The sequence below is a fragment of the Paludibacterium denitrificans genome, assembly GCF_009707705.1.
Lineage (GTDB): Bacteria > Pseudomonadota > Gammaproteobacteria > Burkholderiales > Chromobacteriaceae > Paludibacterium_A > Paludibacterium_A denitrificans.
Window position 1 is genome coordinate 2,112,603 of the sequence record NZ_WLYX01000001.1, and the last position, 23,469, is coordinate 2,136,071.

Annotated in this window: 22 protein-coding genes and 10 pseudogenes; 19 read left to right on the forward strand and 13 right to left on the reverse strand. The window is 58.3% G+C overall.

Going from position 1 to position 23,469, the window contains the following annotated elements; genetic code table 11:
- Positions 1-17 precede the first annotated feature (17 nt).
- Genes GKE73_RS13815 through GKE73_RS13830 form a run of 4 tightly spaced genes read left to right on the forward strand, consistent with a single transcriptional unit; the run spans position 18 to position 1,693 of the window.
- On the forward strand, positions 18-398 hold the full coding sequence (locus GKE73_RS13815; RefSeq protein ID WP_230370451.1) for a hypothetical protein: 381 nt from the start codon (positions 18-20) through the stop codon (positions 396-398).
- Positions 349-504 carry a hypothetical protein gene (locus tag GKE73_RS13820; protein WP_230370452.1) on the forward strand — a complete coding sequence of 52 codons (156 nt, stop codon included), beginning with the start codon at positions 349-351 and terminating at the stop codon, positions 502-504. The genes GKE73_RS13815 and GKE73_RS13820 overlap by 50 nt, the downstream gene beginning before the upstream one ends.
- Complete coding sequence (locus tag GKE73_RS13825; RefSeq protein ID WP_230370453.1) at positions 504-1,358, forward strand: Nudix family hydrolase; 855 nt, start codon at positions 504-506, stop codon at positions 1,356-1,358. The genes GKE73_RS13820 and GKE73_RS13825 overlap by 1 nt, the downstream gene beginning before the upstream one ends.
- The gene (locus GKE73_RS13830; RefSeq protein WP_230370454.1) at positions 1,355-1,693 is read left to right on the forward strand and encodes a hypothetical protein; all 339 of its coding nucleotides are present in this window, start codon (positions 1,355-1,357) and stop codon (positions 1,691-1,693) included. The genes GKE73_RS13825 and GKE73_RS13830 overlap by 4 nt, the downstream gene beginning before the upstream one ends.
- Positions 1,694-1,893: 200 nt before the next feature.
- Here the strand turns inward: GKE73_RS13830 and ubiA are convergent.
- Positions 1,894-2,739: pseudogene (gene ubiA / locus GKE73_RS13835) on the reverse strand (4-hydroxybenzoate octaprenyltransferase).
- 264 nt (positions 2,740-3,003) lie between these two features.
- Positions 3,004-3,288: pseudogene (locus GKE73_RS13840) on the reverse strand (chorismate--pyruvate lyase family protein); the annotation flags it as partial.
- Positions 3,289-3,469: 181 nt separating this feature from the next.
- Between GKE73_RS13840 and GKE73_RS13845 the strand changes: the two are divergent.
- The 5 genes from GKE73_RS13845 (at position 3,470) to GKE73_RS13860 (ending at position 5,078) form a co-directional block, all read left to right on the forward strand.
- Complete coding sequence (locus tag GKE73_RS13845) at positions 3,470-3,826, forward strand: CidA/LrgA family protein (protein WP_230370455.1); 357 nt, start codon at positions 3,470-3,472, stop codon at positions 3,824-3,826.
- On the forward strand, positions 3,823-4,092 hold the full coding sequence (locus tag GKE73_RS23645; protein WP_280954938.1) for an LrgB family protein: 270 nt from the start codon (positions 3,823-3,825) through the stop codon (positions 4,090-4,092). The genes GKE73_RS13845 and GKE73_RS23645 overlap by 4 nt, the downstream gene beginning before the upstream one ends.
- Positions 4,064-4,492, forward strand: a complete 429-nt coding sequence (locus GKE73_RS23650; protein ID WP_312854455.1) for an LrgB family protein — start codon at positions 4,064-4,066, stop codon at positions 4,490-4,492. Before GKE73_RS23645 ends, GKE73_RS23650 begins: the two co-directional genes overlap by 29 nt.
- 119 nt (positions 4,493-4,611) lie before the next feature.
- On the forward strand, positions 4,612-4,860 hold the full coding sequence (locus GKE73_RS13855; RefSeq protein WP_230370456.1) for a SixA phosphatase family protein: 249 nt from the start codon (positions 4,612-4,614) through the stop codon (positions 4,858-4,860).
- Complete coding sequence (locus GKE73_RS13860; RefSeq protein WP_230370457.1) at positions 4,857-5,078, forward strand: hypothetical protein; 222 nt, start codon at positions 4,857-4,859, stop codon at positions 5,076-5,078. Before GKE73_RS13855 ends, GKE73_RS13860 begins: the two co-directional genes overlap by 4 nt.
- A 60-nt stretch (positions 5,079-5,138) precedes the next feature.
- Here GKE73_RS13860 and metE read toward each other — a convergent pair.
- Positions 5,139-7,420: pseudogene (metE, locus tag GKE73_RS13865) on the reverse strand (5-methyltetrahydropteroyltriglutamate--homocysteine S-methyltransferase).
- A 97-nt stretch (positions 7,421-7,517) separates the two neighbouring features.
- On the opposite strand from metE, the pseudogene GKE73_RS13870 reads away from it, so the two are divergent.
- Positions 7,518-8,453, forward strand: a pseudogene (locus GKE73_RS13870) (LysR family transcriptional regulator).
- A gap of 64 nt (positions 8,454-8,517) precedes the next feature.
- Here the strand turns inward: GKE73_RS13870 and GKE73_RS26625 are convergent.
- The 7 genes and pseudogenes from GKE73_RS26625 to glnA all read right to left on the reverse strand — a co-directional run bounded on the left by GKE73_RS26625 (position 8,518) and on the right by glnA (position 13,338).
- Positions 8,518-8,736: a helix-turn-helix domain-containing protein gene (locus GKE73_RS26625; RefSeq protein ID WP_280954939.1), complete on the reverse strand. Its 219-nt coding sequence runs from the start codon at positions 8,734-8,736 to the stop codon at positions 8,518-8,520.
- 67 nt (positions 8,737-8,803) lie between these two features.
- Positions 8,804-8,989, reverse strand: a complete 186-nt coding sequence (locus GKE73_RS26630; protein WP_280954940.1) for an AAA-type ATPase lid domain-containing protein — start codon at positions 8,987-8,989, stop codon at positions 8,804-8,806.
- A complete protein-coding gene (ntrC, locus tag GKE73_RS13875) occupies positions 8,971-9,981 on the reverse strand; it encodes a nitrogen regulation protein NR(I) (RefSeq protein ID WP_280954941.1) in 1,011 nt (336 codons plus the stop codon). Before ntrC ends, GKE73_RS26630 begins: the two co-directional genes overlap by 19 nt.
- Before the next feature lie 119 nt (positions 9,982-10,100).
- Positions 10,101-10,433, reverse strand: coding sequence for a two-component system sensor histidine kinase NtrB (locus GKE73_RS13880; RefSeq protein WP_230370458.1), 333 nt, complete (start codon positions 10,431-10,433; stop codon positions 10,101-10,103).
- Positions 10,424-11,155: a two-component system sensor histidine kinase NtrB gene (locus GKE73_RS13885; RefSeq protein ID WP_230370459.1), complete on the reverse strand. Its 732-nt coding sequence runs from the start codon at positions 11,153-11,155 to the stop codon at positions 10,424-10,426. The genes GKE73_RS13880 and GKE73_RS13885 overlap by 10 nt, the downstream gene beginning before the upstream one ends.
- Before the next feature lie 108 nt (positions 11,156-11,263).
- Positions 11,264-11,752 (reverse strand): DUF4124 domain-containing protein, encoded by a 489-nt coding sequence (locus GKE73_RS13890; protein WP_230370460.1) that lies wholly within the window; start codon positions 11,750-11,752, stop codon positions 11,264-11,266.
- Positions 11,753-11,918: 166 nt separating this feature from the next.
- A pseudogene (glnA, locus tag GKE73_RS13895) lies at positions 11,919-13,338 on the reverse strand (type I glutamate--ammonia ligase).
- 261 nt (positions 13,339-13,599) lie between these two features.
- Here glnA and GKE73_RS13900 point away from each other — a divergent pair.
- The 6 genes and pseudogenes from GKE73_RS13900 to GKE73_RS26635 all read left to right on the forward strand — a co-directional run bounded on the left by GKE73_RS13900 (position 13,600) and on the right by GKE73_RS26635 (position 19,004).
- Positions 13,600-14,052, forward strand: coding sequence for a rhodanese-like domain-containing protein (locus GKE73_RS13900; protein WP_230370461.1), 453 nt, complete (start codon positions 13,600-13,602; stop codon positions 14,050-14,052).
- Positions 14,053-14,242: 190 nt separating this feature from the next.
- Positions 14,243-15,067 (forward strand): annotated as a pseudogene (gene aroE, locus GKE73_RS13905) (shikimate dehydrogenase).
- 38 nt (positions 15,068-15,105) lie between these two features.
- Entirely contained in the window at positions 15,106-15,756 is a 651-nt protein-coding gene (mtgA, locus tag GKE73_RS13910; RefSeq protein ID WP_230370462.1) for a monofunctional biosynthetic peptidoglycan transglycosylase, read from the forward strand.
- Between the two features lie 367 nt (positions 15,757-16,123).
- Positions 16,124-17,414: pseudogene (gene mgtE, locus GKE73_RS13915) on the forward strand (magnesium transporter); the annotation flags it as partial.
- 5 nt (positions 17,415-17,419) lie between these two features.
- Positions 17,420-18,240: pseudogene (gene prmC, locus GKE73_RS13920) on the forward strand (peptide chain release factor N(5)-glutamine methyltransferase).
- Positions 18,240-19,004: a phosphatase PAP2 family protein gene (locus GKE73_RS26635; protein WP_446686332.1), complete on the forward strand. Its 765-nt coding sequence runs from the start codon at positions 18,240-18,242 to the stop codon at positions 19,002-19,004. Before prmC ends, GKE73_RS26635 begins: the two are co-directional and overlap by 1 nt.
- Positions 19,005-19,015: 11 nt before the next feature.
- On the opposite strand, the pseudogene GKE73_RS13930 reads toward GKE73_RS26635, so the two are convergent.
- A pseudogene (locus GKE73_RS13930) lies at positions 19,016-19,496 on the reverse strand (FKBP-type peptidyl-prolyl cis-trans isomerase).
- A gap of 142 nt (positions 19,497-19,638) precedes the next feature.
- Between GKE73_RS13930 and GKE73_RS13935 the strand changes: the two are divergent.
- From GKE73_RS13935 to GKE73_RS13945, 3 genes are all read left to right on the forward strand, one after another.
- Positions 19,639-20,367, forward strand: a complete 729-nt coding sequence (locus tag GKE73_RS13935) for a cupin domain-containing protein (RefSeq protein WP_230370463.1) — start codon at positions 19,639-19,641, stop codon at positions 20,365-20,367.
- Positions 20,368-20,385: 18 nt separating this feature from the next.
- Positions 20,386-20,859 carry a winged helix domain-containing protein gene (locus tag GKE73_RS13940; RefSeq protein WP_230370464.1) on the forward strand — a complete coding sequence of 158 codons (474 nt, stop codon included), beginning with the start codon at positions 20,386-20,388 and terminating at the stop codon, positions 20,857-20,859.
- Positions 20,860-21,034: 175 nt separating this feature from the next.
- Positions 21,035-21,226: a hypothetical protein gene (locus tag GKE73_RS13945; protein WP_230370465.1), complete on the forward strand. Its 192-nt coding sequence runs from the start codon at positions 21,035-21,037 to the stop codon at positions 21,224-21,226.
- Positions 21,227-21,352: 126 nt separating this feature from the next.
- Here the strand turns inward: GKE73_RS13945 and bamC are convergent, their stop codons facing one another.
- Positions 21,353-22,492 carry an NlpB/DapX family lipoprotein gene (bamC, locus tag GKE73_RS13950; protein ID WP_230370466.1) on the reverse strand — a complete coding sequence of 380 codons (1,140 nt, stop codon included), beginning with the start codon at positions 22,490-22,492 and terminating at the stop codon, positions 21,353-21,355.
- 28 nt (positions 22,493-22,520) lie between these two features.
- Positions 22,521-23,397 (reverse strand): annotated as a pseudogene (dapA, locus tag GKE73_RS13955) (4-hydroxy-tetrahydrodipicolinate synthase).
- Positions 23,398-23,469 lie beyond the last annotated feature (72 nt).

Consider the following 23,469-nt stretch of genomic DNA (forward strand, 5'->3'; position numbering starts at 1 on the left):
TTCATCAAGGCAATCGTATGGCTCGTCACTGGCAAGTTGCAGTATTGATGGCGTTTCCGGCGCTGGTGTGGATTGGCATGGATGTGTCATTGGGCAACCATGCAGCACTGGCGTTACTGCTACCCAATTACCTGTTTCTGTCCGCTCCGCACTGGTTTTATCTGGGCGTGGCCGCGTTGCAACGCCAACCGTCCGGCCTGACTCGTCTGGCGTTGCTGGCCTTGAACCTGTCGTTGTTGGGCGTGGCGCTGTGGCTGCGGCTGACTTATCTGCCCGCCGAAATCAGCATGGGCTGGACGCTGTATCTGCCGCTGGCGGCCATCGCTTTGCTGCTGGCGCATGTTGCGTATGCCCGTCGTCATCCTGCCGAGGCGCGTCAGGAAGATCCGGGCGATTGAGCTTTGCGCAGGCAACAAGCTGGATAATGTCGTGAACAAGAAAATCATTGAAGTGGTGGCCGGTGTGCTGATGCGCCCGGATGGCAGTTTCATGCTGGGCAGCTAATGGGCAAGCCGTATGCCGGTTACTGGGAGTTTCCCGGCGGCAAGGTGGAGGCGGGAGAAACGCCGTTTGCCGCACTGGTGCGCGAATTTCACGAGGAAATGGCCATTGAAGTGACGCAGGCCACGCCATGGCTGACCAAGACCCATCATTACGAACATGCCTCGGTGCATTTGCGCTTTTATCGCATCTGGGCCCGGCAGGGCGAGCCGCAGCCGCAGGAAGGGCAGCAGTTTGCCCGGCAAATACCGGGGCAGTACAGCGTTGGCCCGATGTTGCTTACCAACGGCCCGATCCTCAAATCGCTGGAATTGCCAGATGTCTATGCCATTACCTGCGCGCATGAAATCGGCGTGGAGCGGCAGTTGCAAAGGTTGGCCGAAAAGGCTTATCCGCTGGTGCAGGTGCGCGAGCCGCAGATGGACCGGCAACAGTTGGCGGCATTTGTGCAGCAGGTGGCGGCTATCGTTCATCCGCGCCAAGGCAAACTGGTGGTGAATGCCGACCCGGCCTGGCTGGCTGGTTGGCCGGTAGACGGGGTGCACCTTGCCAGCCAGCGGCTGGCCGCCCTGAGCGAGCGCCCGGATTTTGCCCGGGTGGGGGCTTCGGTGCATCACGCGGCGGAGCTGCAGCGTGCGGGGGAGCTGGGGCTGGATTACGCGCTGCTTGGCCATGTCTGCCCGACGCCCAGCCATGCCGACAGTACACCGCTGGGATGGGACGGTTTTGAATGCCGTTTGGCGGCGGGTACGCCGTTGCCGGTGTATGCCTTGGGCGGCCTGACGGCGGTGGACTTGCCGCAGGCCCGGGCGCACGGCGCACACGGTGTGGCCTTGATGCGCGGAGCGTGGGCATGACGCGTCAGCAAATGAAGTGGCTGGCGCTGGCGGTGATCTTGCTGGCGTTTGGCATCAGCAAACTGGCGCTGATCAACTGGTATCTGAAACATCGCACCACACCGGCAACACCGGTGGAACTGGCCTGCCATAACCTCGGCGCACCGTGTGCCTTGCCGGATGGCGGCCAACTGGTGTTTGTCACGCCGCCAAGCAATGGCCTAAGCCGTTTGTCATGCGCATCACTGGCGTGGCCGACAAGGAACCCACGGTGGAATTTGCCATGGTGGACATGGACATGGGGTTTAATCGCTATCGTTTCGTTGCCGATGGCGCGGCGTGGCAGGCGCGGGTGACTCTGCCGGTGTGCGTGACCGGCAGCCGACGCTGGCTGGCGACCTTCCATATTGGTGAACACATCTACCGCCTGCCGTTTGTCACTACGGGTTGAGCCGTCTGGTTTGGGCTGGGCATAAAAAAACCGCACGACAGCATCGTGCGGTTTTTTGTTGGCGGCCGATGTGGAATCAGGCCAGCCAGTAACTGGCCAGTACGCTTAAGCAAAAATGGTGCAGCCGACACGGTTGTTGTCGAGGAAAGCCTTGAAACACAGCGCACGGTTGCGGCCACGAATATCCAGATACTGCTTGAGGATGAACGGCACGGAAATCGCCAGACTCAGCCAGTACGGCCAGCCCAGTGCCAGCTGTTGGCCGATCATCGCCATCAGCAGCAGGAACGCGGCATGGCACAGCATGATGCCGGTGATGTCATGTTGGCCGAAGGTGATGGCCGAGGTCTTGATGCCGATTTTCAGGTCATCCGGCTTGTCTGCCATGGCATAGGCAGTATCGTACGCCACCGTCCAGAAGGCGTTGGCGACCAGCATCAGCCAGTGCCACGGCCGGTACCTCACCGGTGAGGGCGGCAAACGCCATGGGGATACCAAATGCGTAAGCCAGCCCGAGATAAGCCTGCGGCACCGGGAAAAAGCGTTTGGTAAACGGATAAGTCGCGGCCGAGAACAGGGCTAGGCAGGCTCATCAGCCGGGTCAGGCCGTTGAGCGGCAAAACCAGCAGGAACGATACCGCTGCTAGCGTGGCCGCCAGCCACAGTGCCTCTTTCTCGCTGACCGCGCCACGGGCAAACGGGCGGTGTTTGGTGCGATCGACATGGGCGTCGAAGTGACGGTCGGCGTAGTCGTTGATGACGCAGCCAGCCGAACGCATCAGTACGGTGCCGATGACAAAAATGGCCACAATCATCGGGTTCGGATGGCTTACCGGCCACCCAGAGCGCCCAGAGCGTGGGCCACAGCAGCAGCAGGATGCCGATGGGCTTGTCGATCCGCATCAGCTGGCTGTAAACGGTAAAGCGGTCTTTCAGATGCGGCATGTTCATGCGAGAAAAGCCTCCAGTGTGGGCAAAAACACTTCGCACACCAAGAGCGGAGCGTTGTTCATCAAAAACCGGCAACGCCGCGCCTACCAGCCACTGGCAGCAGGGTTGGCCGAAAACGCGGCGTGCGCCGCCTGCAACAGCGGATGGCCCGCTGGCAGCGCCAGATACTGCAGTGCATCGCGCTGTAACGCCGCCTAACATTTCGCCAAACAGCGTCAGCCCGAGCGAGCGGCTGCCGCGTGCCAGCACCGGCGACCACTCCGGGCAGTCGATCCGGCTGACACTGCGGGCAAAGATCACCGGGGTGTCGTCCAGCGTCAGCAATACATGGCGGCCATGCAGCCGTGTACCGGCCGGGCAATTCAGTTCTGCTGCCTCATCCGCATAGGCGCTGGCATCACCTTGTTGTACCACTTGCACGGCAAAGCGGTGGCCGGTGGCAATCAGGCGGGCGGTGAGCGAACTGGGTTCGCTCAGGCAGTCAGTCAGTGCGGGGGAAAGGGCAGGCGGCAGGCTCTGCCAGTCAACATGTGCAACCATATCCCGCATTATGCCAAAGCCAGCCCGGGCTTGCCTGCTCTGTTTCGCTGGCGATGGGGGCTGATCGTGCCCCGGTCAAGGGGAAACCCTTGTCAAGATTGCCGGGCGGGCGGTTATCATGGATGACAGGTGAGAACTTCATGACCAAGCGCTGATCGGCTGTGACCATTTTATAAGATAGATACGCTCCATGATTGAAACTTTGCTTTGGCTGGTGGGATACCAGTTGGCTGGCGAGCTGATTAGCCGTGCCTTGTCGTTGCCGTTGCCCGGCCCGGTGCTGGGCATGCTGCTGCTGTTTTTGACGCTGGTGGCGCGCCATACCGTGCCGGACACGCTCAAGACTAACGTGCCGCGCTTTCTCAGCCATTTGTCCTTGCTGTTCATTCCGGCTGGTGGCGCTGTGCTAGCGCACCTGGATTTGCTGCGCGGTTTTGGCTGGTCGCTGGCGCTGGTGTTGGTGGGGGCAACCGTGCTCACGCTGCTGGTGCCGGGCGTGCTGTTGAAGCTGCTGTTGCGTAAACGCTTGCACGGAGGGCACGCATGAATGCTGCCGCCGTGATGGAGGTGGTGCATGGCTCACCGCTGACCGGGATTTTTGTCACCTTGCTGGCTTATAAACTGGCGGTGTTGTTCAACCGGCGTTGCCATGGACATCCGTTGTCCAATCCGGTGCTGATCGGCGTGTTGCTGGTGGTGAGCTGGATGTTGCTGACCGGCACCGATTACCGCGGCTACATGAAAGGCGCGCAATTCATCCAGATGCTGCTGGGGCTTAGCCACGGTGGCGCTGGCGGTGCCGCTATACGGTAATCTGGCGCGCCTCAAGCGCGCCGCCGGGCCGCTGGCGCTCAGTATCGGCGTGGGCGGGCTGGTGGGAATTGTCAGTGCGGTGGGGCTGGGCTGGCTGGCCGGTTTGCCGCATGAAGTGCTGCTGTCGCTGACTACGCGCGCCGTGACTACGCCAATTGCCATGAGCGTGTCGCAAGGTATAGGCGGCGTGCCGGAGTTGTCAGCCATGTTCGTGATCTTGTCCGGCATCTTCGGTGCGGTTATCGTCAAGCCGTTGTTTGGCCTGCTACGCCTGACCGACGACCTGGTGCTGGGGGTGGCCACCGGGGTGTCGGCGCATGGCATCGGTACCGCGCGGGTGTTTCAGTTGTCGGAAATGGCCGGTGCCTTTTCTGGCCGGCCATGGGGCTTAACGGCCTGATAACCGCGGTGCTGGTGCCGTTGTTGGCCAGTTTCATTCATTTGTAAACGGCCAGACACCGGGCGGACATGTCGCGCCGCCACACTGTGATCTTTTGTACGCATATCAACGGAGGGGCAATGGACCTGATTTTGTGGCGTCATGCCGAAGCGGAAGAAGGTTCCGATGATCTGGCCCGGGCGCTGACGCGGCGCGGGCAACAACATGCGCGCCAGATGGCGGCCTGGTTGCGGGTGCGGTTGCCGCATGACTTTACCTTGCTGGCCTCGGAAGCGCGCCGTTCACAGCAAACGGCGGCTTTTCTCAGCCGTAGCGTGGAGGTGGTGCTTAAGCGCTCAATCCGGATGCCTCGGTCGAGCAGGTGTTGAAGGCGATACACTGGCCCCATGGTGGCAAGCCGGTGGTGCTGGTTGGCCATCAGCCTTATCTGGGCGAGGTGGTGGCGCAGTTGTTGTGTGGCCAGCCACAGCCGTGGAGTGTCAAGAAAGGCGCGATCTGGTGGATCAACTCGCGCAACCGTAACGACAGCGAGCAGGCGCGGCTGAAGGCGATGATGACGCCAAGCATGCTGGCCACGCACGACTGAAGTTGGCCGAAAACCTCCACGGGCGAAGGTTCGGCCAACCTGTCAGCCGTGGCGCGTTACTCAGGCGTTGACGGCCAGTTCGGCACGCAGCGCTTTGGCCACGCGCACCATGTTGCCCAGTGCCGCTTCCACTTCAGTCCAGCCGCGGGTTTTCAGCCCGCAATCCGGGTTGACCCACAGCCGCTCAGCCGGAATCACCGCCAGTGCTTTTTCCAGCAGATGGCGGATCTCGCTCTCTTGCGGCAGGCGCGGGCTGTGAATGTCATAAACGCCCGGGCCGATTTCATTCGGGTAATCAAACTCCCCAAACGCGGTCAGCAAATCCATGTCCGAACGTGAGGTTTCGATGGTGATGACATCGGCGTCGAGCGCGGCGATGGCGGGCAGGATGTCGTTGAATTCCGAATAGCACATGTGCGTGTGCAGCTGGGTGGCGTCATCCACCTGATAGGCGGTCAGGCGGAAGGCTTGCCCGGCCCGAGCAAGATATGCAGGCCAGTCGGCCTGTTTCAGCGGCAGCCCTTCGCGGATGGCCGGTTCGTCAATCTGGATCACGCGGATGCCTTAACGTTTTCCAGATCCAGCACTTCCTCGTTCAACGCCAGCGCAATCTGCTTGCACACCTCGGCTCGTGGCAAATCGTTGCGCACAAAGCTCCATTGCAGGATGGTGACCGGGCCGGTGAGCATGCCTTTGACCGGACGCGCTGTCAGGCTCTGCGCGTATACGCTCCAGGGCGACCGTCATCGGCTGCGGTCGGGCCACGTCGCCATAGATGATCGGCGGTTTGACGCAGCGGCTGCCATAGCTTTGCACCCAGCCGTATTCGGTGAAGGCAAAACCGGCCAACTGTTCGCCAAAATATTCCACCATGTCATTGCGTTCGGCTTCGCCATGCACCAGCACATCAATATCCAGCGCTTCCTGACTGCGGATGACCCGGGCAATCTCCTGTTGCATCGCCCGCTCGTAAGCCGCCGCCTCCAGCTCGCCACGCTTGAAGGCAGCGCGGGCGGCGCGAATCTCGGCCGTCTGCGGAAACGAGCCGATGGTGGTGGTGGGCAGCAACGGTAACTTGAGCCGGGCGTGTTGCAGGGCGGCGCGTTGTGCATACGGGCTGTGGCGCTGGTCGGCCCCGGCGGGCAGGGTGGCCAGCCGTTGCTGTACCTCGGGGCGATGAATCAGCGGGCTGCTGCGGCGCTGCTGTTGGGCAAAATCGCTGCCGGTCAGCTCGTTGGCAATGTGGCCGCGGCCATGTTCTAGCCCGCGCTTGAGAATCTTCAGTTCGTTGACTTTCTGCACGGCAAACGCCAGCCGGTCTTGATATCGGTCTCCAGCCGGGTTTCGGCTGCCAGATCAAACGGGCAGTGCAGCAGCGAGCAGCTGGGGGCTATCCACAGCCGCTCGCCCAGTTGCGCCTGGAGCGGCTCCAGCGTATCCAGTGCCACCGTCAGATCGCTGCGCCAGACATTACGCCCGTCCACCATCCCTGCGGACAGCACCTTGTCGTTCGGCCAACCCCGGGCAAACGTCGCCAATTGTTGTGGCGCCCGGACCAGATCCAGATGCAAACCAGCGACCGGCAGCGCTTTCAGCCAGTCGGCATGCTCGGCCACGCTGCCAAAATAAGTGGCCAGCAGCAGTTGGACCGGGCTATCTGCCAGCGCCTGATAGCTGTGCCGCAACTCCTCGCTCCACGCTGGCGGCAGGTCCAGCGCCAGAATCGGCTCGTCGATCTGCACCCATTGCACGCCCTGCGTGGCCAGCGCGGCCAGTATCTGGCGATAACTGGCGAGTAGCGCGGGCAGCAGGCTGAGCCGGTCAAAAGCCGGGCCTTTGTTCTTGCCCAGCCAGAGCAAGGTCAGTGGGCCTACCAGTACCGGTTTGACTGCCACGCCCAGCGCCTGCGCTTCTTTCACTTGCGCCAGCAGCGGCGCAGGGTTGGCCGAAAACACCGTGTCGGCCTGCCATTCCGGCACCAGATAGTGATAGTTGGTATCGAACCATTTGGTCATTTCCAGCGTCAGCTGGCTGGCATTGCCGCGTGCGAGTTCAAAGTATTGCGGCACGCTGAGTGTGGCGGCGTCAAAGCCGAAGCGGCGCGGCACGGCGCCCACCAGAATCTGGCTATCCAGCACATGGTCGTACAGCGAAAAATCGCCCACCGGGGACAGCTCGACACCGGCCGCTTTTTGCAACAGCCAGTGCTTTTGGCGCAGGGCACGGCAACCGTCCAGTAAGGCATCGGCATCAATGGCGTGGTTCCAGTACTGCTCGAGCAGGGTTTTCAGTTCGCGTTTGGCTCCAATGCGCGGGAAACCGGGCAGGTGCAACGTGGTCATGGGAAGGCTCCTTGTCAAAAAGTGAGCGCTAGCATCCCGTAATTTGATGTATGATACAAACTCATTATTTTACGTTAAAGCATGAATAATATTCATGATTCAGAGCCTGCTGGAATTACGTCATCTCAAAACGCTGGTTGCCCTTGCCGAAACCGGCAGCGTGTCCCCGGCGGCACAACGGCTGTTTTTAACCCAGTCGGCGTTGTCGCATCAGCTCAAAGCGCTGGAAGATCATTACGATCTGATGCTGTTCGAGCGCAAAACCCAGCCGCTACGTTTTACCCCGGGAGGTGAGCGGCTCTTGGCGCTGGCGCGCGAGGTGCTGGGCAAGGTGGCGGCGGCGGAGCGCGATCTGGCACGTATCCGTCAGGGCGAGGCGGGCGAATTGCGCGTGGCGGTGGAATGTCACACCTGTTTTGACTGGCTGATGCTCGGCGATGGATGCCTTTCGCCAGCACTGGCTTAAGCGGTGGAGCTGGACATTGTTTCCGGTTTTCAGGCCGATCCGGTCGGGCTGTTGCTGACCAACCGCGCCGATCTGGCCATCGTCTCCGAGGTGGAACCACAGGCAGAGGTCGATTACCAGCCGCTGTTTGCCTATGAGATGGTGGCCATCATGGCACGCGATCACAAGTTGGCCGAAAAGAAACGTCTGAGCGCGCAGGATTTTGCCGGAGAAACCCTGATCAGCTATCCGGTGCCCGACGAGATGCTGGATCTGGTGCGCAAGGTGCTGCGCCCGGTAAGCGTCAATCCGGCTCGCCGCACCAGCGAGCTGACTGTTGCCATCATTCAGCTGGTGGCCAGCCGCCGCGGCCTTGCCGCCTTGCCGTTCTGGGCGGTCAAACCCTATCTGGAGCGCGGTTATGTGGTGGCGCGACCGATTGGCGAGTACGGGTTAAACAGCGAACTGTACGCCGCGCTCAGGCATGACGATGCCTCGCTGGCGTTCATGCAGGATTTTCTCGCCACGGTGCGCGAACGCAGTTTTGCCACGCTGCCGGGCCTGTCGGCGCTGGAGGCCGCGCGCTAGCAGCGCGACAAACAAAACGGCGTCCGGCCAATGGCGGGACGCCGTGATCAACTCACACACGCACTCAGTCGTGCGCCTCGTCGTCGTGCTGTTCCATGCCCAGTTCCTGAATCTTGCGGGTGAGCGTATTGCGTCCCCAACCCAGAATATGTGCCGCCTCAACCTTGCGCCCGCCGGTATGTGCCAGACCGGTACGGATGCAGGTTTCCTCGAAACGCCGGGTCAGATCATCGATGATGCCGATCTCGCCTGCACGCAGGCGGCGCGCGACTTCTTCGGCCAACCCTTTGGTCCAGTCGCCAACATGCAGTGCCGGGGCGGCCGCGCCGACGGGGGCTGGTGCACCGCTGTCATCGCTGCCGGTGCTGACGGCCGGTTCGCGTAGTTCCGCTTAACAAGTCCACCACTTCCACCGTTTGCCCGTGCGCCATTACGGTAATCCATTGGCACAGGTTTTCCAGCTCGCGCACGTTACCGGTGAACGACGCCCCCTGAATCACCTCCATCGCGGCTTCGGTCAGGCGCTTGGGTTCCACCCCAGGCTGGTGGCACTCTTGGCCAGAAAATGGCGCGTTAGTAGCGGAATATCCTCGCGGCGTTCGCGCAGCGGCGGCAGGCGCAGGCGGATGACGTTCAGGCGGTGGAACAAATCCTCGCGGAACGATCCCTGTTTGACCCGGGTTTCCAGATTCTGGTGCGTGGCGGCAATCACGCGCACGTTGGCCTTGATCGGCGTGTGGCCACCCACGCGGTAAAAGTGGCCGTCAGACAGCACACGCAGCAAGCGCGTTTGCAGCTCGGTCGGCATGTCGCCGATTTCGTCCAGAAACAGCGTGCCGCCTTCGGCTTCTTCAAAGCGGCCGCGACGGGTGGATAGCGCGCCGGTAAACGCGCCTTTTTCATGACCAAACAGCTCGGATTCCAGCAAGTCCTTGGGAATGGCGGCCGTGTTGATGGCAATGAACGGCTTGTTGGCCCGCACCGAATGGCGATGCAGCGCTTCCGCCACGCGCTCCTTGCCGGTACCGGATTCACCGGTGATCAGCACTGTGACATTGGACTGCGACAGGCGGCCAATGGCGCGAAACACGTCCTGCATCGCTGGTGCCTGCCCCAGCAGTACTGGCATGGCTTCTTCGCCGATGATGGTTTCGATCTGCGAACTGCTTTCGGCCAACGCCCGCTCGATCAATTGCACGGCCTGGTCGACATCAAACGGCTTGGGCAGGTATTCGAAGGCACCGCCCTGAAACGCTGCCACTGCTGATTCCAGATCGGAGTGGGCGGTCATGACGATGACCGGAATCTGCGGATAATCCACCTTGACCCGCGACAGGAACTTCAGCCCGTCGGTGCCCGGCATGCGGATGTCGCTGATGATGACCTGTGGCGAGCGGTCGTACATCGCGTTCAGTGCATCGTCGGCACTGGCAAAACTTTCAAAAGCGATACCGCTGCGAGTCAGGGCTTTTTCCAGCACCCAGCGTATGGCTTTGTCATCATCGATAATCCAGACTGGCTTCGTCATGGTTTTATCTCCCTCCGTATCTTGTTCTGTCTGAGCGTTCCTGACTCTGCCACTCGTGCTCCCTTGCCAAGATGGCGGGGGCCTGAGCAGAGCGCTGGTGCAAGGTCATGTGCGGGTTATCAGTTTTCATTGCTAAACGGCAACATGACCGTGAAGCAGGTTTGGCCCGGACGGGACTCAAATTCGATGCTGCCACCATGCTGGTGCACAAAAGCCTGCGCCAGCGTCAGCCCCAACCCGGTACCTTCGGCCCGCCCGGTGACCAACGGATAAAAAATGTGGTCCTTGATCTCATCCGGAATCCCGTGGCCGTTATCGATGATTTGCAATTTCAGTGCCAGCGTATGCCTTTTGCGTGAAAGCGTGACCTGACGTGCAACGCGGGTGCGCAAAATGATCTCGCCCTTGCCCTTCATGGCCTGAATGGCATTCTTGACGATATTCAGCACCACCGGATCAGCTGTTCCTTGTCCGCGACCAACAGCGGCAGGCTGGTATCGTAATCGCGCCACATGCTGATGCCGTTGGGGTATTCGGCCAACACGATGCTGCGCACGCGTTCCAGCACTTCATGGATGTTGATTTCACGGCGGATATGGGTGCGGTGCGGGGCCAGCAGGCGATCAACCAGCGATTGCAGGCGCAGCGCCTCTTCCTGAATGACCTCGGTGTATTCCTTCAGCTCCGGCCGGTCGTTCAGCTCATGTTCCAGTAGCTGGGCTGCGCCGCGAATCCCGCCCAGCGGATTCTTGATTTCGTGCGCCAGATTGCGAATCAACTCGCGATTGGCCTGATGCTGCAACAGCAACCGCTCCTCGTTGGCGATTTTCAGCTGTTGATCCAGCGGGCGCAGTTCGATCAAGGCGCGGCGGTTTTCACCATCAACCGGCGTAACCGAAAGGGCAATATGCAGTGGGGTAGGGCTGTACGGGGTGGCCAGTTCCAGATCGTGTTCAATGTAGCTGGCATCATGCAAGAGCGCCGTGGCCAGCGCCTGATGCAATGCCGGGCTTTCCTTGAACAGCACAAACAGGTTGTGCCGCAACACTTCCTTGCGGCCCAGCGCCAGCAGGTTTTCACACGCAGGGTTGACGAACTCCAGCGTGCCATCAGCCTGGGCAATCAGTACCGGGGTGTCGAGCAGTTCTAGCCCGGCATAGTTGGGTGTAGTCATGAGACTCCGGAATCGGTAAAGCTATCTCTTGATGGATAGCAATAAGCACGCCAAGGCATGCTCCCCTAACGTGCGCTTTTCCGGAGTTATTTTGCACCAATATAGTGCTTACTGGCGATTCTGCCCCAGTTCGCGGCGTAATGCCTGAATGTTCTTTTCCCGGTCGGTGACAGCATCCTTCAGCTTCTGTACCCGGTCGAGGTATTTCTGATAGTTGTGGGTTTCATCACCATTGCGGGTCGCCCGGCCATCGGCCAGTGCTTTCCCGGCATCGGCGAGCGCCTGTTCCTCGTTGCTCAGCTCCTGCTCCAGAATCTTGCGGCGTCCGCCATCCCGCTGGCGCTGGGTACCCGCATCCACATTCGGGTAACCCGCCGGGCTGCCGTTAGCCGACGAGGCACTATTGGCGTGAGTCTTGTTGTGATGCGGAACGGGTGTTTGCGACGAATAGGTCGAAATCGGTTCCAGCCGGATCGGTTTGCCGCCCTTGATCGGAATGTTGCTGAAAGTCACATTGCCGTTCTGGTCGACGTATTTGTAAACCGCTGCTTGGGCTAGACCGCAGCTCATCAGCAGGCAGAGGGCAAGTCTCTTCATGGTGGTAGTGATACCTAAAAATCAACAGTGACTATGGGACTATGATAGGGAAAACTGACGATCAAGTCACACGCGGCTGGTCCAGCTCGCCATTTTGCCCTGACTCGCTGTGCGCATGGCAAAAAAAACGGCAGCCGAAGCTGCCGTAATAGGGTCGAAAAGCAGATTACAGGCTGTAGTACATCGCAAATTCCACCGGGTGGGTGGTCATGCGAGTCAGGTTTACTTCCTGCATTTTCAGTTCGATGTAAGCGTCGATCCATTCGTTGGAGAAAACACCGCCACGGGTCAGGAACTCGCGGTCAGCATTCAGCGCTTCCAGTGCTTCGTCCAGCGATGCACAAACGGTCGGGATCAGCTTGTCTTCTTCCGGCGGCAGATCGTACAGGTTCTTGTCTGCAGCATCGCCCGGGTGGATCTTGTTCTGGATACCATCCAGACCAGCCATCAGCAAGGCAGAGAAGGCCGGTACGGGTTAGCCAGCGGATCCGGGAAGCGAGCTTCGATACGACGGCCTTTCGGGTTGGCCACGTGCGGGATACGGATGGAAGCAGAACGGTTTTTGGCGGAGTAAGCCAGTTTTACCGGAGCTTCGAAGTGCGGAACCAGACGCTTGTAAGAGTTGGTGCCCGGGTTGGTGATGGCGTTCAGTGCCTTGGCGTGCTTGATGATACCGCCGATGTAGTACAGGGCAGTTTCAGACAAGTTTAGCATAGCCGTCACCGGCAAACAGGTTCTTGCCGTCTTTCCAGATCGACTGGTGTACGTGCATGCCCGAACCGTTGTCGCCAACGATCGGTTTCGGCATGAAGGTAGCAGTCTTGCCGTAGCTGTGAGCAACGTTCTGCACCACGTATTTCAGAACCGGGTCCAGTCAGCGCGCTGGGTCAGGGTGCTGAACTTGGTACCGATTTCCATTTGGCCAGCGGTAGCCACTTCGTGGTGATGAACTTCTACCGGTACGCCCAGTTCTTCCAGAATCAGAACCATGGCAGAACGCAGGTCTTGGCCGGAATCAACCGGCGGTACCGGGAAGTAACCGCCCTTGATGCCCGGACGGTGGCCGCTGTTGCCGCCTTCAAATTCTTCGGCAGAAGCCCAAGCGCCTTCTTCGGCCTTGATCTTCACGAAGCAACCGGACATGTCGGTGCCCCAAGTGATGCTGTCAAAGACAAAGAATTCCGGTTCCGGACCAAAGTAGGCGGTATCGCCCGTGCCGGAAGCCTTCAGGTAAGCTTCAGCGCGCTTGGCGATGGAGCGCGGATCGCGGTCATAACCCTTGCCATCGGCCGGGTCGATCACGTCGCAGCTCATGAATACGGTCGGCTCGTCAAAGAACGGGTCGATGCGGGCAGTTTCCGGGTCAGCCATCAGCAGCATGTCGGAAGCCTGAATGCCTTTCCAGCCTAAGCAATGGAAGAACCATCAAAAGCGTGGCCGTGTTCGAACCAGGATTCCGCATCTTCGGTCAGTACATGCGCCGGGATGGATACGTGCTGCTCTTTACCGCGAGTATCGGTAAAGCGCAGATCAACGAATTTCACATCGTTTTCTTCGATGAGTTTGACTACGTCTGCAACCGCCATTGTGTTCTCCTAAGGGCAACGTGCATCAATTGCTTGAATAAGGTGGTACGCCAGTTTGAAGCATGAAGCGTGCCAGTGCAAAATAGACTTTGATCTATTGTGTCACAAGCCAAAATGAGGCGCTAGCCATGTTTGGTGTTCCATTTTTGTGCGTTGGTCTTTCTTGTGGCACCAAATTGGTGCCTTTAGATAAATTGCACTACCGCTCCGCTTTTTCCGATAATGAAAAGACGATTGGCGGATAGGTAGCAGGAGTGTGGAATGGGGAAGATCAACGAATTATTGGCAAAGGCCAAGCAGCGCGCGCAGCAGCTTGGGTTGCCGTATTCCGGGGCGTTGACGCCGCCGGAGGCCAATGAAATCTGGCAGTCTCTGGATAATGCCGTCATGGTGGATGTGCGTAGCGCCGCCGAGTGGCAGTTTGTCGGCACGGTTCCCGGCGCGCTCTGCATCGAATTCAAGAGCTATCCGGGGATGGTGCCTAACCCGCATTTCAAGGAACAACTGCAAAAGCAGGTGGATAAAGAAGCCGTACTGATGTTCCTGTGCCGCTCCGGTGCCCGGTCTGATGATGCGGCCCGCCCGGCGGCAGAGGCAGGGTATTCGTCCGTGTATAACGTGCTGGAAGGGTTTGAAGGCGACAAGGATGCCCAGTCGCACCGGGGTACCGTTTGTGGCTGGAAAGCGCACGGCTTGCCGTGGGAACAAGGTTGAGCGTTGTTTTTCCGGATTGAAGCTGATGGCGTGCAGGTAACGCAGTGAGCGGATTTGCTGATTTTATTATCAAGTGTCATGACATCAAGCGGTTGATGTTTGCGGCATTACACGGCAAAGTGTTGCATCAGCAGAACACTAGGCCATTCTCCGGCCGCGACAACACAGGAAATAGCAGGAAAGCTGAATCATGACCGACCGTTACGCCGTTATCGGAAATCCCATTTCCCATAGCCAGTCACCTTTTATCCATGCCGAATTTGCCCGTGCCAGCGGCGAAACTATCGTTTACGAAAAATTGTTTGCGGAGTTGGGCAAGTTTGACGAAGTGGCTTCTGGTTTTTTCGCAGCCGGTGGCAAAGGGCTAAATGTCACCTTGCCGTTCAAAGGCGATGCTTTCCGTATGGCCGATGAAGTGACCGAGCGTGCCCGTGCGGCCGAAGCGGTCAATACCCTCACGGCGATCGATGGCAAGTTGTATGGCGACAATACCGATGGTGTCGGTCTGGTGCGCGATATCGTGGAAAATCTGGATGTGCCGATCAAGGGGCAGCGTGTCCTGATTCTGGGAGCGGGCGGTGCCGTACGCGGCGTGCTGGAACCTATCCTGCAGGAACAGTAAGCCTCGCTGACCATTGCCAATCGTACCCTGATCAAGGCCGAAGCCTTGGCCGAGCATTTTGCGCCATGGGGCAAGATCGAGGCGGTTGGTTATGAACAATTGGCTGGTCGCAGCTTTGATCTGATCATCAACGGCACCTCCAGCAGTCTGCACAATGAACTGCCGCCGCTGCCTGCTTAAGCGTATTTACCGCACAAGCGCTGGCCTATGACATGGTCTATAGCAAGGGGCTGACGCCATTCCTGCGCCGTGGTCAGGCGGAAAGTCTTGAGCATGCTGGCCGATGGCTTGGGCATGCTGGTGGAACAAGCGGCAGAATCCTACCGAATCTGGCGTGGCATTCAGCCGGACACGCGCAAAGTGACCAATATGCTGCGTGAAGTGCTGGCCTGATTACCCATGCGACTGGTTCTCAAGATTTTGGCGGCCCGGTGGCCGCTTTTCTACTCTATAACCTGTGGATTTTTGGTCATATCGTCTATTGGCGTAACCACGATCCGGAGGCAAGTGCGTTCATGAATGAGCGGCTGGCCAAGTTGCAGGAGGACGATCCGCAGGCTGAATTACGTCAGCAGTGGGTGCCCTACGGCAAGATTTCGGCCAACCTCAAGCGTGCGCTGGTGGCGGCAGAAGATGCCAAATTTGTCGATCACGAAGGGTTCGACTGGAACGGCATGGAAGCCGCATTCGAGAAGAATCTGAAGAAAGGCAAGATCGTGGCTGGTGGCTCCACCATCAGTCAGCAATTGGCAAAAAACCTGTTCCTCTCCGGGCAGCGTACCCCTTGGCGCAAGATGGAAGAGGCGATCATTACCGTGATGCTGGAAGGCGTGCTGGACAAACGCCGCATTTTTGAAATCTACCTGAATGTGATCGAGTGGGGTAACGGTGTCTTTGGCGCCGAGGCCGCCGCGCGTCATTATTTCCATACCAGTGCGGCGCGTCTGTCTGCCGCGCAGGCCGCCAAGTTGGCCGCCATGGTGCCCAATCCGCGGTTTTATGATTTGCACCGTAATGCGCCGGGTTTGGGTAAAAAGACCCGCATTATCCTGCGGCGCATGAATTACGCCGATTATCCGTAACTTCCGGCACGGCAGGCAGGCCGCTTCTGGCTGGAAGCGGGCCTGCGGCCCGTGCTACAATCTCGCCTCTCTTTGGTTCCTGCCGCGTTCAAGGCGCGGTGAACATATGGACTTACCCAGTTATCTCGTAACAAAACTACGTTACAACACTCTCGAATAATTCCCCGCCGTTAAACCGTGGTGCATGTGCTCCCGCTGGAACGGCGGAAGGAGGCTGCATGACGGTTGTCGAAAAGAAACAACCCACAGATCGTCTGCAAGAAAATCTCACCCAGGTGCAACGCTTGATCGAGCGCCACCGGGTGGTAGAGGATCTTGTGCATCGCCGGGACATGCCCGGCATGAGCTGGTCGAAGGGATTGTCCACAAGCAGAATCTGGCTGAGCTCAAGCTCAAGCTGGAACAGCTGCATCCGGCGGATATCGCCTACATTCTGGAATCGCTGCCGCTCGAAGACCGCTTGCTGGTCTGGGACATGGTCAAATCGGAAAACGACGGGGAAATCCTGTTGGAAGTGTCCGATGCGGTACGGGAAACCCTGATCGAGTCGATGGACCAGCAGGAGCTGGTGGCCGCGGCCGAGCAGCTGGACGCTGACGAGTTGGCCGATCTGGCCGCCGACTTGCCGCGCCAGGTGGTGTACGAGGTCATGGGCAATCTGGACGAGCAAGGTCGCGCCCAGTTGCAGTCTGCCTTGTCATATGAAGATGACAAGGTCGGTGGCCTGATGGATTTTGATCTGGTCAAGATCCGTGCCGATGTGTCGTGTGAAGTGGTGCTGCGCTATCTGCGTCGCTTTGACGAATTGCCACCGCAAACCGACAAGATTTTCGTGATTGATGATGCCGGTCGGCTAAAAGGGGTGCTACTGATCCGCAAACTGCTGGTATCCGATCCGGAGGCCATGGTGGAAGACATCATGGCCGTGGAAGTGGTCAGCTTTCATCCGGATGAGGAAGCCGCCGATGCCGCTCTGGCGTTCGAGCGCTATGACCCGGTGACCGCGCCGGTGGTGGATGACAACGGACTGCTGGTTGGTCGCCTCACGGTAGATGAGATGGTCGATGTGATTCGCGAAGAATCCGATACCGAAGTCCTCAATCTGGCCGGTTTGAAGGAAGAGGAAGACCTGTTCGCTCCCGTTATCAACTCGGTAAAAAACCGCTGGGCCGGCTGGCCGTCAATCTGTGTACCGCATTTGTGGCCTCGCGGGTGATCGGCTTGTTTGAAGGTTCCATTTCCAAAATTGTGGCGCTGGCCGCGCTGATGCCGATTGTCGCCGGTATTGGTGGTAACTCCGGCAACCAGACCATCACCATGATCGTGCGTGCGCTGGCCATGGGGCAGATGCAGGTGTCGCAAACCGGCGCCTGTGGCGCAAGGAGTTGGGCGTTAGTGTGGTCAATGGACTGGTGTGGGGTAGTGTGATCGGCGTGGTGGCTTCCTGGTTGTATGGCAGCCTGTCCCTCGGCCTTGTCATGCTTTCTGCCATGACACTGAATCTCATGTTGGCCGCCACCATGGGCGTACTGATTCCGACCATGATGCAGAAAGTGGGTAAGGACCCGGCGCTCGGCTCCAGTGTGTTGATTACAGCCTGCACTGATTCGGGTGGCTTTTTCATCTTCCTTGGCCTCGCCACCATCTTCTTGTTGTAACGGACATGCTTACGCTTGCTGAAGCGCTGCGGCGCTATGCCTTGCCCCGGCTGGAAAGTCGTCTGCTGCTGTTGCATGTGTTGCCGGATTTGAGCCATGCCGCCATTGTGGCGCATCCGGAGCGCGAGCTGACGGCGCCGCAGCAGGCCAATTTTGATGCGTTGGCGCAGCGGCGTCTGCAGGGCGAGCCGCTCGCTTATCTGCTGGGCGAACGCGAGTTCTATGGTCGTCTGTTTGCGGTGAGCCCGGCAGTCTTGATCCCACGACCGGAAACCGAACATCTGGTCGAAGCGGCGATGAACAAGGTTGGCCGAAAGCTTCCAGAGTCGTGGACCGGGTACCGGCAGTGGAGCCATCGCTGTGACGTTGGCGCTGGAAATGCCGTTATGGCAGGTGGAGGCGGTGGATCTGTCTTCCGAGGCCCTGCACATGGCGCAGCAAAATGCGCAACGACTGGGCGCTGCGGTGACATTCCATAGTGGCAGCTGGTATCAGGCACTGCCATCACAACAACGATATGATCTGGTAATTTCCAATCCGCCTTACATTGCCAGCAACGACCATCATCTGTCCGAAGGCGATGTGCGTTTCGAACCCTCCATGGCGCTGACCGATGGCCGAGATGGTCTTGATTGTCTGCGTGTGATCGCCATGCTGCGCACCGGAGTATTTGCTGCCGGGAGGCTGGTTGATGGTGGAGCATGGCTACGATCAGGGGGCTGCAGTGCGGCAGCTGTTTGCCGATGCTGGCTTGGCCGAGGTGCAGACCTTGCCCGATCTGGCTGGGCATGAGCGTGTCACGTTGGGTTGCCGTCTGGCATCCTGATGCGGCGTATAACGCTGAAACAAGGTGCGATCTCCAGTCTGCTTCTGCTGCTGTTCTGCCTGCTCCTGTTCCCGGATAGCAATCGCACGCTGTTTCTGTTTTTGCATCATCAATTGCATCGGTTTCCTGATGCGTTCTGGCGCTCGGTCAGTGTGCTGGGCAATTGGCAAACCGTGCTGGCTTTGCTGTTGGCGCTATCCTGGTATCGGCCGCAGCGGTTGCTAAGCGCTGCTGCTGGGCAGCGGTCTGGCGACCGGGCTTACCATGTTGCTCAAGACCGGGTTAGCGGTTCCGCGGCCATCATGGGTGTTGCCTACCGGTGCGGTGCAGCTGCTGGATGTCGTCCCAGCGAGTGGTGCATTTCCCTCTGGCCATGCTGTTGCGGCGGCCGTTTTGGCAACGGCATTGGCTACCATCATCCAGCCCGGTGCCGGCAAAAAGCCATGCCGCTGTTGGTGGTGGCGGTGATGCTGTCGCGCCCGGCTATCGGCGTGCACTGGCCGAGCGATGTGTTGGCCGGGGCGTTATTGGGTTGGCTGGTGATGCGGTTTAGCTGTCGTTATCTCTGGCCGCAAGGTTGGCCGAAAACCGTTACAACCTGCGTACAGGGAGGCTTGTTGTTGTTGCTGTGGTGGCTATACGGCCGTCAAGCGGTGAGGCATGACGCAGATTGGCTGCTTATTGGGATTGAAGGCAGTGTCGCGGTGTGGGGCGTGGTGCGGTTGCTGTGGCAACAGAACCGGAAGCAAGGCTCCCGGTTCTAGATCATGCCTGCTTAGTGGTGATGACCATGCTCGCCATGGGCGTGGCCGTGGGTCACTTCATCCTGCGAGGCGGCACGTACTTCCACCACCTTGGCCGCAAAGCGGATGCTCTGGCCTTACTAGCGGATGGTTGGCATCAACGACGGCTTTGCCATCGGCAATGTCCGTCACGCGGAACACCAGAACTTCGCCGGATTCCGGATCATCGGCTTCAAACATCATGCCCACTTCCACGTCAGCCGGGAACACGTCCAGCGGCTCAACGCGGATCAGTTCTTCTTCCGGGTCGCCAAAGGCATCGTCGGAGGACATCTTGACGTCGATGGCATCGCCAACGTTCTTGCCCTGCAACGCTTCTTCAACCAGCGGGAAGATGCCATCATATCCGCCATGCAAATAGCTGATAGGCTCTTCGGTTTTGTCGATGAGATTGTTGTCCGCGTCGAACATCTCGTAGTGGAGAGTGACGACGGTGTCTTTGGCGATTTGCATGAAAAATATCCGAAAGGAAAAGTAAAAAAGCTTGACCGGGTGCAAGGCGCAGCCTGACCCGCAAGAGATAACCTGCGCGAATTGTCGTCGCGCGTGTGCGTATTGTAAACCATTGCAGGGCGAAGCTGCCCGTGAAACTGCCATGAAACCGTTGACTTTGCTGGGCGGACTGACGCCTGAAGAATTCCTCCAAGACTACTGGCACAAAAAGCCATTGCTCATTCGCGGCGCCCTGACCGATGTCGGGCCGCATGTCGACTTTGCCTGGTTGAGCAAGCTGGCGATGGAGGAAGATGTTGAATCGCGCCTGATCGAATACCGGCAGGGGCACTGGCATCTGGAGCGTGGTCCGTTCCGCGCGTCGCGCTTCCGCCGCTTGCCCGCATCGGACTGGACCATCCTGGTGCAGAACGTCAATCACCACCTGCCGCATATCGACGATATTCTGTGGCGCTTCAATTTCATGCCGTACGCGCGGCTGGATGACTTGATGATCAGCTATGCCCCGCCGGGAGGGACGGTTGGTCCACACTTTGATTCTTATGATGTCTTTTTGCTACAGGTGGGCGGCAAAAAACGTTGGCAGATCTCGTCGCAGCAAGATGATGCCTTCATTGAAGGCGAGCCGATCAAGGTCTTGCAGGACTTTCAGGTGGAGCAGGAATTCATTCTGGAGCACGGTGACATGCTCTATTTGCCGCCCCGGTATGCGCATTATGGCGTAGCGCTGGAGCCGGGCATGACCTACTCCATCGGTTTTCGCGCGCCGACGGCACAAGAACTGGCTACGCAGTTCATGGTGTATCTGCAGGATCGAGTCTGTCTGGGTGGCATTTATGCTGACCCAGACCTCAAGGTTACCGACCAGTAAGCGCTCATTGGTCCTGAAATGGTCGAGCAGGTAAGCCAGATACTGGCGCGCGTGCAATGGGATCAGCATACCGTCAGTGATTTTCTCGGCCACTATCTGACCGAGCCCAAGGCGCATGTATTTTATGATGCCCCGGATGACGCTCTGGACGAAGAAGAGTTTGCCGCGCAGGCGCAGCAACAAGGCGTGGTGTTGGATCGCAAGAGCCAGATTCTTTTTGACGACAGTAATGTTTATTGCAACGGTGAACGCTTGGATGTGGAAACGGTTGACAAGGCGTGCTGGCATCAATTTGCTAATTGGCGTAAGATCAATGGTAACGTCATAGAGCAATCGATGATGCCCTTGTTGTATGAAGGCTACTTGGCTGGTTACTGGCACTGGCGGCAGTGTAGCAATATTGCCATATCAGATGTTGGACTTTACGGTAGACCATCGCGCAAAAAATGTGTAATGCAGCACTGTCGGCCCTTTGGGCTAAATGTTGCGTAGCAACAAAAGTTGTACGAGTTGTTACTTTTTTGGGTTGCGGTCTACTACACAGCCATTTTATTCGTGATACAATTTGTGCACTGAAAGATTTTCAGTCGCCCAGACTTGTAAGGTGCAGGCCCGGGAGATAGATTGACGTCTTGTTTAACTTATTTTCTTTAAAGGTCAAGAAAAAATGAAACAGTCGCTCCTCGTTGCTGCCCTGCTGGCTGTAGCCCTGTCTGCTTGCGGTAAAAAAGAAGCTCCGGCTGAAGCTTCTGCTCCGGCTGTTGAAGCTTCCGCTCCGGCTGCTGCCGCTTCTGCTCCGGCTGCTGAAGCCTCTGCTCCGGCTGCTGCTTCCGCTCCGGCTGCTTCCGCTGCTCAGTAATTAGCACGCGTATCGACGAAAAACCGGCTTCGGCCGGTTTTTATTTTCTGGTAATGCAATTTATTGTTTTACTGGATGTAAAAAAAGCCCGCATTTGCGGGCTTTTTTTTGTCAGCAGTTAACGGTTTATTGCAGTTCTACCTGTAGCTTGCCCAGTGCTGTTTTGGCAAAACCACCGGTCAGGTCTTTACCTTGCTTGTCCCGGATGGATAGCAGGGTAGAGCCATTGCCGTTTTCTTTCAGTACGATGCGATAATCGTCGCTACTTTCTTGCTGGGCTGGTTTCTCGCTACCCTTCCAGAACGCCAGACTAGACCAGAAGCCACCGCTGCTTTCCGGTTTGTTCGTATCCAGTTCGGATTTGGCTGGCTTGACGTAGTAGGTGCCTTGCGAGCGGTCACGGTCATTAACCACCAAACCAACGCGATCCAGAGCCAAACCGACACGGCGCCAAGTGCGATCAAAACTATCGTTGATCACCAGTTTGCCGTCGACGATCGGGTCTTGTGGTTTTTCCGGTGCGACCAGGGTTTTCTTGACAGCTTCCTTGGCTTTTTCTTCGGTCAGGCCCAGACGAACCATGAAGCGGCCCAGTAGTTCAGCTTCCAGACCCGGGTCTGTCGGGCGCGGTTGCCATTTGGTCTGCGATTTCCCTTCATCCACATACACTTCGTACATGCCGCGATGAGAGAAGTAGACTTCCGTGCCATTCGCCGTCTTTTCCAGACGGATACGGAACTTGTCGCGTTCAGCCGTCGACATTACGCTGCCCAAGCCAACGGTATCCATGAATTTGCGGATCATGTCGTTCGGCAACTTGGCGCGGTTTTCAGCCCAGTCTGTTTCCATGATGCCAAGATCCGGCTCTTCAGTTTTGATAATGAAACCGTTGTCTTGCCAGAAGGCTTTGAGTACCGGCCAGAGTTCAACCGGTTTTTTGCCGCTGACCAGTAGCCAGCGTTGAGTGCCAGCACGTTCCATTTGAACATTGTCGACGGCGTTGACGGCAACCGTCTCTGTCGCGCTCGGGGCGCGTTTGACCGGTTGTGCCGTATCATTCAGTGCGCTGGCGGAAACGTTGTTGCCGGGGATGGCGTACTTGTTACGGATTTGCGGTGCCGTCAGGTCTGGCGGAACTTCCAGTGTGTTGGCAATTTTTGGGGTGTCGGATTTGTAATCCAGCTTTTTTTCCAGCGGCTCTTGAGTGCTGCAACCGGCCAGAATGCCGGTTGCCAGCAGAATCGCGACAGGCGCGGTCCGTTTCATGCGTACTCCCAATCAGTTCAAGGGAAGGTTAGATGACTTCGGCCTGCTGCATGGCAGTTTCGACCAGCAGGCGCGAGCCTTCGGTCAAGGCCACCGAGGGGCAAGCGGATGCCACCGGGGATCAGTCCCGTGCGTTGAAGTGCCCATTTGGATGGCGCCGGGTTGGGTTCCACAAACAGCAATTTGTGCAGACCCTGCAATTTATCATTGATTTCGCGAGCTTTGGCGATATTGCCACTGAATGCAGCCTTGCACAGCTCGCTCATCAGTTTCGGTGCCACGTTGGTGGTAACGGAGATGACACCGTGACCACCGCACAGCATGAAGGCCATGCCGGTGGCGTCGTCGCCGGAGTAGAGGGCGAAGTTTTTGGGTGCGCGGCGGATCAGGTCGCAGGCACGACCAATGTCACCGGTGGCATCTTTCAGACCAACGATGTTGGGAATCTCGGCCAGACGAAGCGCGGTGTTGTTGTTCATGTCGGCAACGGTACGTCCCGGCACATTATAAAGAATGAGCGGAATGTCGACGGCTTCGGCAATGGCGCGGAAGTGCTGGTACATGCCTTCCTGGCTCGGCTTGTTGTAGTAGGGGACGACCGACAGGGTCATGTCCGCCCCGGCTTCTTTGGCGTGGCGTGACAGTTCGATGGCTTCTGCGGTGGAGTTGGCGCCAGTGCCAGCAATGACTTTAACGCGCTTGGCTACCTGCTGAACTACGGACTTGACGACCGCGATATGTTCTTCTACGCCCAGCGTGGCGGATTCGCCTGTTGTGCCGACGGCAACAATGCCGTCCGTTCCGTTTTGAATGTGGAATTCAACAAGGCGCTGGAGGGATTCAAAGTCTACCCGACCGTCGTCAAACATGGGGGTGACCAGGGCAACCAAGCTACCGGTAAGCATAGTTCAGCCTATTTTATGAATGAAGTGTAAAGGCTTCCGATTGTAGCGGAATTCGGCGCAGCGGCAAAAGGG